The sequence below is a fragment of the Streptomyces montanisoli genome (assembly GCF_017813245.1).
Lineage (GTDB): Bacteria > Actinomycetota > Actinomycetes > Streptomycetales > Streptomycetaceae > Streptomyces > Streptomyces montanisoli.
On record NZ_JAGIQL010000182.1, the window covers coordinates 1 to 11,506 of the forward strand.

13 protein-coding genes are annotated in these 11,506 nt (G+C 72.9%); 4 read left to right on the forward strand and 9 right to left on the reverse strand.

Going from position 1 to position 11,506, the window contains the following annotated elements; genetic code table 11:
• From JFN87_RS28460 to JFN87_RS28475, 4 genes are all read left to right on the forward strand, one after another.
• Positions 1–850, forward strand: an 850-nt coding sequence (locus JFN87_RS28460) for an ABC transporter permease (RefSeq protein ID WP_209344595.1), incomplete at its 5' end; no start/stop codon positions are given.
• The gene (locus tag JFN87_RS28465; RefSeq protein WP_307865622.1) at positions 847–1,821 is read left to right on the forward strand and encodes an ABC transporter ATP-binding protein; all 975 of its coding nucleotides are present in this window, start codon (positions 847–849) and stop codon (positions 1,819–1,821) included. The genes JFN87_RS28460 and JFN87_RS28465, both read left to right, overlap by 4 nt.
• Positions 1,822–1,824: 3 nt before the next feature.
• The gene (locus JFN87_RS28470; RefSeq protein ID WP_209344599.1) at positions 1,825–2,832 is read left to right on the forward strand and encodes an ABC transporter ATP-binding protein; all 1,008 of its coding nucleotides are present in this window, start codon (positions 1,825–1,827) and stop codon (positions 2,830–2,832) included.
• Between the two features lie 135 nt (positions 2,833–2,967).
• Positions 2,968–3,402 carry a VOC family protein gene (locus JFN87_RS28475; RefSeq protein WP_209344600.1) on the forward strand — a complete coding sequence of 145 codons (435 nt, stop codon included), beginning with the start codon at positions 2,968–2,970 and terminating at the stop codon, positions 3,400–3,402.
• A 36-nt stretch (positions 3,403–3,438) separates the two neighbouring features.
• Here the strand turns inward: JFN87_RS28475 and JFN87_RS28480 are convergent, their stop codons facing one another.
• From JFN87_RS28480 to infB, 9 genes are all read right to left on the reverse strand, one after another.
• Positions 3,439–3,942: a hypothetical protein gene (locus tag JFN87_RS28480; protein ID WP_209344602.1), complete on the reverse strand. Its 504-nt coding sequence runs from the start codon at positions 3,940–3,942 to the stop codon at positions 3,439–3,441.
• Positions 3,920–5,254: a WXG100 family type VII secretion target gene (locus JFN87_RS28485; RefSeq protein WP_209344604.1), complete on the reverse strand. Its 1,335-nt coding sequence runs from the start codon at positions 5,252–5,254 to the stop codon at positions 3,920–3,922. The genes JFN87_RS28480 and JFN87_RS28485 overlap by 23 nt, the downstream gene beginning before the upstream one ends.
• A complete protein-coding gene (locus tag JFN87_RS28490) occupies positions 5,251–5,544 on the reverse strand; it encodes a DUF6317 family protein (RefSeq protein ID WP_209344605.1) in 294 nt (97 codons plus the stop codon). Before JFN87_RS28490 ends, JFN87_RS28485 begins: the two co-directional genes overlap by 4 nt.
• Positions 5,545–5,949 carry an SAV_915 family protein gene (locus JFN87_RS28495; protein WP_209344607.1) on the reverse strand — a complete coding sequence of 135 codons (405 nt, stop codon included), beginning with the start codon at positions 5,947–5,949 and terminating at the stop codon, positions 5,545–5,547.
• Between the two features lie 193 nt (positions 5,950–6,142).
• A complete protein-coding gene (locus tag JFN87_RS28500; protein WP_209344609.1) occupies positions 6,143–7,123 on the reverse strand; it encodes a bifunctional riboflavin kinase/FAD synthetase in 981 nt (326 codons plus the stop codon).
• A gap of 133 nt (positions 7,124–7,256) precedes the next feature.
• Positions 7,257–8,156, reverse strand: coding sequence for a tRNA pseudouridine(55) synthase TruB (gene truB, locus JFN87_RS28505; RefSeq protein WP_209344611.1), 900 nt, complete (start codon positions 8,154–8,156; stop codon positions 7,257–7,259).
• The gene (gene rbfA / locus JFN87_RS28510; protein ID WP_209344613.1) at positions 8,153–8,662 is read right to left on the reverse strand and encodes a 30S ribosome-binding factor RbfA; all 510 of its coding nucleotides are present in this window, start codon (positions 8,660–8,662) and stop codon (positions 8,153–8,155) included. Before rbfA ends, truB begins: the two co-directional genes overlap by 4 nt.
• 97 nt (positions 8,663–8,759) lie before the next feature.
• Complete coding sequence (locus tag JFN87_RS28515) at positions 8,760–9,053, reverse strand: DUF503 domain-containing protein (RefSeq protein ID WP_209344618.1); 294 nt, start codon at positions 9,051–9,053, stop codon at positions 8,760–8,762.
• A 172-nt stretch (positions 9,054–9,225) separates the two neighbouring features.
• Positions 9,226–11,506: translation initiation factor IF-2 (gene infB / locus JFN87_RS28520; protein ID WP_209344616.1), on the reverse strand; the 2,281-nt coding region annotated here is incomplete at its 5' end.

Consider the following 11,506-nt stretch of genomic DNA (forward strand, 5'->3'; position numbering starts at 1 on the left):
CGCGGCACGCTTCTGGCGCGGCTACCGCGCGCACCGCGCCGGGCTCGCCGGGCTGGCAGGCCTGGTGGTGATCGCGCTCGCGGCGGTGGCCGCGCCGCTGCTCGTCGGGGACGACGTGCGCAGCGTGACGGCCGCCACGGGTGCGCCGCTCGCCGCGCCGAGCCCGGACTTCCCGCTGGGCACCGACCAGTTCGGCAGGTCGCTGCTCGGCCTGCTGGTGTGGGGCGCGCGGGTGTCGCTGACGGTCGGGCTGCTCGCCGCCGCGCTTTCGGTGGCGATCGGCACGCTGGTCGGCGTGGTCGCCGGGCACTTCGGCGGTGTGTTCTCCACGGTCGTCATGCGGGTCACCGACTGGTTCCTCGTGATGCCGGCGCTGGTGCTGGCGATCGTGCTGGCGACCGTGATGTCCCGCTCGCTGTGGACCGTGGTCGTCGCGATCGGCGTGACGAGCTGGCCGACCACGGCCCGGCTGGTGCGCGCGCAGACGATCGCCGTGGAGTCGCGCCCGTACATCGAACGGGCCAGGGCGCTCGGCGGCGGCCATCGCCATGTGATGACACGGCACGTGCTGCCGAACGTGATGCCGCTGGTACTCGCGCAGACCACGCTCGGCATCTCCACCGCGATCCTGACCGAGGCCACGCTCGCCTTCCTCGGCCTGGGCGACCCGACGGTCGTGTCGTGGGGCGGCATGCTGCAGGACGCGCGCGAGGCGGGCGCCGTCTCGTCCGGCCACTGGTGGTACCTGGGCCCGCCCGGCATCGCGATCGCGCTGGTGGCGCTCGCGTTCACGCTGTGCGGGCGCGCCGTCGAGTCCGTACTCAACCCGAGTCTTGGGGTGGGCAGGTGACCACGGCCGCGGGACGGCTGCTGCGCGTCGAGGACCTGACGGTCACGTACGGCGAGGGTCCTGACGCCGTGCCCGCCGTGCGCGGCGTCGACCTGACGCTCGACGCGGGCGCCACGCTGGGGCTCGCGGGCGAGTCCGGGTGCGGGAAGTCGACGCTGGCGCTCGCGCTGCTGCGGCTGCTGCCGAGGGCGGCGACGCTCACCGGGCGGGTCCTGCTGGACGGTGAGGACGTGCTGACGATGCGGTGGGGACGGCTGCGCGCGGTGCGCTGGGCCGGGGCGTCCGTCGTCTTCCAGGGCGCGATGCACGCGCTGAACGCCGTGCACAGGATCGGCGACCAGGTCGCGGAGCCCCTGCTGGTGCACGGCGGGGCGACGGCCGCGGCGGCCCGGCACCGGGCCGCGGACCTGCTCGAACAGGTCGGGCTGCCCGCGGCGAGGACCAGCGCCTATCCGCACGAGCTGTCGGGCGGCCAGCGCCAGCGGGTGATGATCGCGATGGCGCTCGCCTGCGAGCCGCACCTGATCGTGGCGGACGAGCCGACCACCGCCCTTGACGTGATGATCCAGGCGCAGATCCTGCGGCTGATCGAGGGGCTCGTCGCCGAGCGCGGCATCAGCCTGCTGATGATCAGCCACGACCTGGCGGTGCTCGCGGACACCTGCGACCGGCTCGCGGTCATGTACGCGGGCCGCATCGTGGAGGAGGGCCCCGCGCGCGCGGTCTACGACGCGGCCGCGCACCCGTACGGCAGGGCGCTGTCCGAAGCCTTCCCCCGTGTCGGCGATCCTGCGTCCCGGCTCGCGCCGCGCGGCCTGCCCGGGGACCCGCCGGACCCGGCAGCACTGCCCGCGGGCTGCGCCTTCCACCCGCGCTGCCCGGTCGCCCTCGACCGCTGCGCGCACGACGACCAGCCGTTGCGGGCCGCCGGCGAGGGCCGCACGGCTGCCTGCGTACGAGTGGAGGGGTGAGCGATGGCCACGGCACCGGTCATGAAGGAGGCACCGGCGAGGAGCGCGCTGCTCTCGGCCGACGCGCTGTCCGTCACGTTCCCCGGCCGGCGCGGCGGACCGGCGGCGCGCGCCGTCGACGGCGTGGACCTGGAGGTCGGCGCGGGCGAGATCGTCGCGCTGGTGGGCGAGTCGGGGTGCGGCAAGACCACGCTGGCGCGTGCGCTGCTCGGCCTGGTGGCGCCGACCGCGGGCCGTGTGGTGTTCGCGGGTGAGCCGCTCGGCTACGGGGCGCGTGCGCTCAAGGCGTACCGCAGGCGGGTGCAGCTTGTGCTGCAGGACCCGAGCGGGTCGCTCAACCCGCGCCACACCGTCTACGAGGCGGTGGCGGAGGGCCTGCGGATCCACGGCCGCACGCAGGACGAGCACGGGGCCGTGGCGCAGGCGCTCGCACGGGCCGGGCTGCGGCCGCCCGAGCGGTTCTTCCTGCGCTACCCGCACGAGCTGTCCGGCGGGCAGCGCCAGCGCGTCGTCATCGCGGGCGCGCTGGCGCTGCGTCCCGAACTCCTCGTGGCGGACGAGCCGGTGGCGTCGCTCGACGCGTCCGTGCGCGGCGAGATCCTGTCGCTGCTGCTTTCGCTGCGTGCGGAGCTGGGCCTGTCGGCGCTCGTGGTGACGCACGACCTGGGGCTCGCCTGGAACATCGCCGACCGGGTGGCGGTGATGTACCTCGGCAGGATCGTGGAGTGCGGCCCGGTCGAGGAGGTGCTGTCGTCGCCCCGCCATCCGTACACGCGGGCGCTGCTGTCGGTGCTGCCCGAGTCGGACGGGCCGCCGGTCGTGCTGGCGGGCGAGCCGCCCGACCCGGCGCGCGTCCCCGGCGGCTGCCGCTTCCACGCGCGCTGCCAGGTCCTCGCGTCGGGCGAGGCGGACCGCGCGGGCGTCGCCCACGCCTGCCGCACCCGTGACCTCCCCGTCCTGCCCGGCGCGGGCCCGCACGCGGCGGCGTGCCACTGGGCGCGCGAGCGGTAGCGGCGGGCCGGTCGCTGCCGGTACACGCGCGTTCGTCGCGGAGCCGCACGTCGGCCAGTAGGGCCAGGAGAAGATGGCACACCTGAACGCCGAAAAGCCGCTGCGCCTGTGAGACCGCGTCCCTACGATGGGCCGATGCCGCCGATCAAGAAGTTTCAGGTCACCTTCGACTGCGCGGAGCCCGAGCGCGTCGCTCGTTTCTGGTGTGAGGTGCTGGGGTACGTCGTACCGCCTCCGCCGGAGGGGTTCGCCTCGTGGGACGCGTTCGATCGCGCACTGCCGCCCGAGCGCCAGGGCTCGGCGTTCGCCTGCGTCGACCCTTCGGGGGAGGGTCCGCGCCTGTTCTTCCAGCGCGTTCCCGAGGGCAAGGCCGTCAAGAACCGGGTCCACCTGGACGTGCGGGTCGGCACCGGGCTCGTCGGCGAGGAGCGCGTGGCCGCGCTGGAGGCCGAGTGCGCCCGGCTGGAGGCGCTCGGCGCCGTGCGCGTGCGGCTGATGCTCGCCGACGAGGAGAACGAGTCGTGCCTCGCGATGCAGGACGTCGAGGGCAACGAGTTCTGCCTGGACTGAGTGTCCGTGGCGCGCTGCGCCCGGGCCCCCTCCGTGCTACCGCTCCAGGGCGCGGCGGGCCGTGATCTCGGCGGGCAACTGCCGTACGAGAGCGCCTGCCAGCAGCAGCCCGAGGAACCACGCCAGGAGCGGCGCCAGGAACGGGAACAGCACCGCGACGGGGAGCCGGCCGGCCATCGCGCGGCCCGGCGCCGCGGACTGCGCGGAGGAGGCGCGGGCGCGCGCCTCGGCGGGGGTGGGCGGCGCCGCCATGGCCTCCCGTACCTGGCGCCGCGCCCGGGCCCAGCCCCAGGCGCCGCCCGCCGCGGTCAGCAGCCAGTAGGCCACGTCGCACACCGCGCGCCACCCGCCGGGCAGTCCTGACACGAGGTCGGAGAAGCCGTACAGCAGCAGGGCGAGGAAGCCGCCGAAGACCACCACGACGAAGCCGGTCATCAGCACGCGGCGCGCCCAGTAGGCGAACCCCCTGCGCACCCAGGTGGTGCCGACCACCGGCAGCTTCGCCGGCCTGGGCACCTCAGAAGAGACCTGTGAAACCATTCCATGCCTTCTTCGCCGCGTTGCCGACATCCTTGGCCAGGTTGACGTCCGACTGCCAGGACTTGGAGCCGGCGTCGCCCAGGCCGTGCAGGATGCCGCCGACCACTCCGTGGTCGTGGATGTCCTCGCTCCAGTGCTCGTGCAGCGCCGAGTCGATGTAGTTGGTCGCTCCGATGACGACCGCGCCGCCGACACCCGCGACGACGGCGACGGGCACCGTGATCTCGGCACTCGCGGCCAGCGCGACACCGCCCGCGACGGCCGCCGTGCCCGCGGCGAGACCGCCGAGCGCCGCGCCCTCGTCGACGATGACCGAGTGCGTCCAGGACCACCCCTTGTCGTGGTCGTCCTTGGCTTCGAGGAGCCCGACGGCCCCGGCCGCCGCGATGTCCACCACCGGCACCTCCTTGAGGAACTCCGGCAGTCTCTCCGCGCTCTCGCCGAGCCTGAGGGCCTTCGCCGCGTCCACGACCTTCGTGTTGAGCGCGTGGTCGTACGGGAGCGCCGAACTGCCGCGCTCGCCGCGGGCGATGTCCGTCTCGAGGCCGTCGAGCTTCGCCATCGCGTCGCGGTAGGCGCCCTTGCCCGGCAGGTCCTTCGGCAGGGCCTTGCCCGCCTTCTGGTACGCCTTGCGCTCCGCCCGCATCTCCTTCTTCGCCTGGTCGGCCTCGTGCTTGGCGTCGTCCAGCTTGGTCGCGGCGTCGTGGCCCTTCGCGCGCGTGCGCTCCGAGTCGTAGGAGTACAGGGCGCGCAGGTAGTCGGCGATGGTGAGGTCCTCGCCCTTGGTGCCCTTGTGGCCCTCGCCCTCCCCCGTCGCATCCGCGTACAGCTTCCGCAGGTCGTCGGCGGCGTCAAGACGCGCACGCTGTGCGTCGTGCAGTGCCCGGTCGCGGACCGCGCCGTAGTCGTGGAGGGCCTTGATGCTCTTCGACTCAGCGGGTGTCGGCGGGTTGTTGGTCATCAGCGTGCCCGGCACGCCCTTGGGCCCCACGGGGACACCGGCGCGCACCGCGACGTCCTCGGCGTTCTGCAGGCCGGTCTCGGCGGTGCGCAGCCTGCCCGACAGCTTGGTGAGCACGTGGCCCACGGCGCTGACCAGTTCCGCGAACGCGCCCGCCGCCATCGAGTCCGCCGTCCACGCCTCGCGGAACGACGACGCGGCCTCACCCTCCCAGCCCGCGTCGCCCACCAGCTTGTCGGCCTGGTCACCGAGCGGCTTCACGACGTCGTCCAGCGACTTCTTGGCCTTCACGTACGCGGTGCCCATGGCTTCGAGGCCGCCTATGTCACCGCCCACCCAGCTGTCGGTCACATCAGGTCCTCGAAGACGCCGTGCACGTCGACGTCGTGGCGGTGGTAGGAGTCGTGCGCGTACTGCAGCGCGTCGCCGTGGTCGGCGATCCGGTCGCCGAGCTTGTCGTGCAGCCCCGCGATCAGGTCGGCCATGGCCTTGATCATCGAGTCGAGGCCCGCGTCGCCCGATGCGGCGACGGAGGGCTTCACCTCGTGGTGCAGGCCGTGGTAGGCCACGGCCTCCTTCTTGAACCTGGTCGCCATGGCGCCGAGATCGCCGAGTACGACCTGGTAGTCGGGCTTGCCCATCTAGGCCTGCTCCTCTCCCCCGTAGGCGTTGATGAGGTCCTGCGGCCGCCAGCCGCGCCCGGTGCCGCCCACCGCCGGGTCGAGCCGTACGGACGGCAGCCCCGCGTCCCGCATCGCCTCGGTGTAGGCGCCGAGCGACACCGCGATCCACGGCTGCACGTCGCCGAGCGCCGCGACGAGGAGCTCCAGCGTCGTGAACGCCACCGGCACGGGCGTGCCGCCCGCGTGCGCCATCAGCTCGAAGTCGACCGTCGGCGGCCCGCCCCGCGGGTAGCGCGGGTGCGCGGGCACGAACACGGGCGTGCTGTACGGGGGCACGCCGTCGCGCGCGCCGTCTGCCGTCTCCGTCAGCGCCACGTCCAGGATGCGCGAGGCCGCGCGCTCGGGCAGAGCGGGCTCGGACACGGCGTGACTCCCCTGTGGTCGGTACCTCGCCGACACTGTAGAAGGGCCGAGAACTCGCCAGCCAGGCCGAAAAGCGAACAAGCAGACAGGAGCCGGACGCCATTGCCGAGACTTGCGACCGCGATGACCCGCCCTTGACCCACCGGTGACCGGACGGAGACTCCGCCGGGCGGAGACCTCGGAAGCCGTCGTCCTATCCCTCGCCGGGTACCGGGCCGCGGTCGTCCGCGTCGTACGCGGCGACCAGGTCACGGCAGCGCTTGACGTCCCCCGCCATCGCCTCCAGGAGCGCGTCGATCGACTCGAACTTCTCCTGGCCACGCACGTACGCGAGGAAGTCGACCGCGACGTGCAGCCCGTACAGGTCAAGGCCGACGCGGTCGATCGCGTACGCCTCGACCGTCCGGTCCACGCCCTCGAACTGCGGGTTGGTGCCCACCGAGATGGCGGCGGGCATCCGCTCGCCCGCCGCCGTCAGCCACCCCGCGTACACCCCGTCCGCCGGGATGGCGGAGTGCGGGAGCGTCGCCACGTTGGCCGTCGGGTAGCCGAGTTCGCGGCCGCGCTGCGCGCCGCGCACGACGACGCCCTCGACGCGGTGCGGCCGGCCGAGTACCTCGCGCGCCCCGGCCACGTCGCCCTCGGCGACCAGGGACCGCGTGAGCGTGGACGAAAAGGGGCGGCCGCCGCCCGCCTCGCCCGTCACGCGCAGGTCGACCACGTCGACCTCGTAGTCGTACGTCGAGCCGAGGCCGGCGAGTACCTCGACGTTGCCCGCGGCCCGGTGGCCGAAGCGGAAGTTGGGGCCCTCGACGACCGCGCGCGCGTGCAACTTGTCGACGAGCACCTTGACGATGAAGTCGGCGGGCGACAGCTTCGAGAACTCGGCGGTGAACGGCAGGATCAGCACCGCGTCCACGCCGAGGTCCGCCATCAGCTCGGCGCGCCGGTGCTGGGGTGCGAGCAGCGGCGGGTGGCTGCCCGGGCGCACGACCTCGCTCGGGTGCGGGTCGAAGGTGACCACGACGGACGGGACGCCCAGTTCGCGTGCGCGCTCGACGGCCTTGCCGATGATGATCTGGTGGCCGCGGTGCACACCGTCGTAGGAGCCGATGGTGACGACGCTGCGCCCCCAGTCCTGGGGGATGTCCTCCAAGCCGCGCCAGCGCTGCACTGTGACCGCTCCTCGCCCGAAAACCGTGTCTGTCCGCAATTTCGCATACCCGAAACGCAACACCAAGACTGCCATGCCGCGCTCTCGCGGGCCGCACGTGCCCCCGCACGCCCGCCGTCCCCGCCGGGAGCGGTCAGCCGAAGACCGCGAGGCTCTTGGCCCTGCCCTTCTGCTCCTCGACCAGCGCCAGGAGCCGCCCGTCGGGCCCGAACGCCGCGACCGGCGACGTCGGGTACGCGGGCATGTCCAGGCGTACGCCGTTGAGCAGCAGCTTCGCCCGCCGCTCATCGACCTCCCAGCGCGCGAACGCGGCACCGGCCGCGTGCGCCACGGGCATCACCTTCAGCTCCTCCTGCAACTGCTCAAGGGTCTTCGCCGCGTCGATCCCGTAGGGCCCGACGCGGGTCCTGCGCAGCGCCGTGAGGTGCCCGCCGACGCCGAGTCCCGCGCCGAGGTCGCGGGCGAGCGCCCTGATGTACGTGCCGGACGAGCAGACGACGGAGACCACCAGGTCGAGCACGGGGGTGCCGTCGCCGGCCACCGCCGCGCGCGCGTCGTACACCTGGAAGGAGGAGACCGTCACCGGGCGTGCCGGGATGTCGAACTCCTCGCCGCCGCGCACCCGCGCGTACGACCGCTTGCCGTCGATCTTGATGGCGCTGACCTTGGAGGGCACCTGCATGATGGCGCCGGTCAGCCGGGCCACGTGTGCGTCGACCGCCTCACGGGTGACGGCGGACGCGTCGGCGGACGCGGTGGTCTCGCCCTCCGCGTCGTCCGTCACGGTGGACTGGCCGAGCCTGATCGTGCCCAGGTACTCCTTCTCCGTCAGCGCGAGGTGCCCGAGGAGCTTCGTCGCCCGCTCGACGCCGAGCACGAGGACGCCCGTGGCCATCGGGTCGAGTGTGCCGGCGTGGCCGACGCGGCGGGTCCTCGCGATCCCGCGCATCTTGGCGACGACGTCGTGCGAGGTGAAGCCCGACGGCTTGTCGACGATGACAAGGCCGTCGGGCGTCCGGTTCTGCTCGGTCATTCGGCGGTGCCACCGCCCGCGGTGCCGCGCCCTTCGGGCAGGTCGCGCCCGTCGGGCAGGTCGTCCTCGCCGTCCTCGCCGTCCTCCTCGCCGGGCTTGCGGTACGGGTCGGCCTCGCCGGCGTACTTCTTGCCCGTCGACACCTCGCGCACCTCGGCGTCCTTCGCGCGCGCCTTGTCGAGGAGGTCCTCGATCGTGCGGGCGTTGTCCGGGAGCGCGTCGGGCACGAACGCCAGCGTCGGGGTGAACCTGACGCCGGTCTGCCGGCCCACCTCGGAGCGCAGGACGCCCTTCGCGCTCTCCAGGGCCGCCGCCGAGGCCGCGCGCTCCTCGTCGTCGCCGTAGACCGTGTAGAAGACCGTGGCCTCCCGCAGGTCGCCGGTGACGCGGGCGTCCGTGATGGTCACGAACCCGAGCCGCGGATCCTTGATACGCCGGTCCAGGGTCTCCGCGACCACGACCTGGATGCGATCGGCCAGCTTGCGGGCCCGCGCGTTGTCGGTCACCGGTCGTCACTCTTCCTTCTCGTTCTACAGGGGCTTGGGGTGGGGGCGCGCGCCCCCGGTGGCCGCCGGCCCGTCGTACGACGGGCGGGTACCCGGCTCAGTCGTCGTCACCGTGCAGCCGCCGCCTGACGGACAGCAGCTCCACCTCGGGACGGCCTGCCACGAGGCGCTCGCAGCGGTCGAGCAGGTCCGTCAGGTGTGTCCAGTCCCCCGACACGGCCGCGAGGCCGATCTCGGCCCTGCGGTGGAGGTTCTGGACGCCGGTCTCCGCGACGCTCACCGCGTACTTGCGGTGCAGCTCCGCGACGATCGGACGGACGACGGAGCGCTTCTCCTTCAGCGACCGTACGTCGCCGAGCAGCAGGTCGAAGGTCAGTGTCCCCACATACATGCGTGTCCGGATGTCCCGCCGGTACGGGTTCGCAGGTGCCCGCCGCATGACGGCAGGATCATGTGCACCGTACACGCGGCGGCCGGGGCCGCTCGACGGATATTCGTCCGCCGGGCGGCCCCGGACCTCACTGCCTCGTCACCGCCTCGATGGCGCTTCGAGCAGCCTCGCGTCAGCCGCGGGGCTTCTCGCGCATCTCGTAGGTGGCGATGACGTCGTCGATCTTGATGTCGTTGAAGTTCCCGAGGTTGATACCGCCCTCGAAGCCTTCGCGGATCTCGGTGACGTCGTCCTTGAAGCGGCGCAGACCCTCGATGTTGAGGTTCTCCGCGATGACCTTGCCGTCGCGGACGACCCTGGCCTTCGTGTTGCGCCTGACCTCGCCGGACCGGATGAGCACACCGGCGATGTTGCCCAGCTTGGACGAGCGGAAGATCTCGCGGATCTCCGCCGTGCCGAGCTCGGCCTCCTCGTACTCCGGCTTGAGCATGCCCTTGAGGGCCGACTCGATCTCCTCGATCGCCTGGTAGATGACCGAGTAGTACCGGACGTCCACGCCCTCGCGCTCGGCCAGCTGCGCGGCACGCCCTGCGGCGCGCACGTTGAAGCCGATCACGATGGCGTCGGAGCCCATCGCCAGGGAGATGTCGGACTCCGTGACCGCACCGACGCCGCGGTGCAGCACCCGGATGTCGACCTCTTCGCCGACGTCGAGCTGGAGCAGCGAGGACTCCAGGGCCTCGACCGAACCGGACGCGTCGCCCTTGATGATGAGGTTGAGTTCCTGCACGAGACCGGCCTTGAGCGCCTCGTCCAGGTTCTCCAGGGAGAACCGGATGCCCCTGCGGGCGAAGTTCGCGTTCCGCTCGCGGGCCGCGCGCTTCTCGGCGATCTGGCGTGCCGTGCGGTCCTCGTCGACGACGAGGAAGTTGTCGCCCGCACCCGGCACGTTGGTCAGACCGAGCACGAGGACCGGCGTCGACGGGGGCGCCTCCTCCACGTTGTTGCCGTTGTCGTCGAGCATCGCCCGGACACGGCCGTACGCGTCACCGGCGACCATCGTGTCGCCGACGCGCAGCGTGCCGCGCTGGACGAGCACGGTGGCGACGGCGCCGCGGCCGCGGTCGAGGTGTGCCTCGATCGCGAGGCCCTGCGCGTCCTGGTCCGGGTTGGCACGCAGGTCGAGCGAGGCGTCCGCGGTCAGGACCACGGCCTCCAGCAGGCTGTCGATGTTCTCACCCTGCTTGGCGGAGATGTCGACGAACATGGTGTCGCCGCCGTACTCCTCGGCCACCAGACCGAACTCGGTGAGCTGGCCGCGCACCTTCGTCGGGTCGGCGCCCTCGACGTCGATCTTGTTGACCGCGACCACGATCGGCACCTCGGCCGCCTTGGCGTGGTTCAGCGCCTCGATCGTCTGGGGCATCACGCCGTCGTTGGCCGCGACCACGAGGATCGCGATGTCCGTCGACTTCGCACCGCGGGCACGCATGGCGGTGAACGCCTCGTGACCCGGGGTGTCGATGAAGGTGATCCTGCGCTCTTCACCGTTGACGTCCGTCGTGACCTGGTAGGCACCGATGTGCTGGGTGATGCCGCCGGCCTCGCCCGCGATGACGTTGGTCTTGCGGATCGTGTCGAGCAGCCGGGTCTTGCCGTGGTCGACGTGACCCATGACGGTGACCACCGGAGGCCTGGAGACCAGGGCCTCGTCGCCGCCCTCGTCCTCGCCGAACTCGATGTCGAAGGACTCGAGCAGCTCGCGGTCCTCCTCCTCCGGGCTGACGATCTCCAGGACGTAGTTCATCTCGTCCGCGAGGAGCTGCAGCGTCTCGTCGGAGACGGACTGCGTGGCCGTGACCATCTCGCCGAGGTTCATCATCACCGCGACGAGCGACGCCGGGTTGGCGTTGATCTTCTCGGCGAAGTCGGTGAGGGAGGCACCGCGCGACAGGCGGACGGACTGCCCGTTGCCGCGAGGCAGCATCACACCGCCGACCGACGGGGCCTGCATGGCCTCGTACTCCTGGCGCCTCTGCCGCTTCGACTTGCGGCCGCGGCGCGCGGGACCGCCGGGACGGCCGAACGCGCCCTGTGTGCCACCACGGCCACCGGGGCCGCCGGGACGGCCACCGAAGCCGGGACGACCACCGAAACCACCCGGACGGCCGGGAGCACCGCCGCCGGGACGACCGGCGAAGCCGCCGCCGCCACCGCCGCCGGGACGACCCGCGAAGCCGGGACGACCGCCGCCACCGGGACGACCGCCGCCACCGGGGCCACGGCCACCGCCGGGGCCACCACCGGGACGCGGGCCCGCGGCGGGACGCTGCGGCATCATGCCCGGGTTCGGGCGGTTGCCACCGGGGCCACCACCGGGACGCGGGCCGCCGCCCTGGGGCCTCGGCATGCCGCCGGGCGAGGGCCTGCCGCCCTGGCCCCCGGCGGACGCG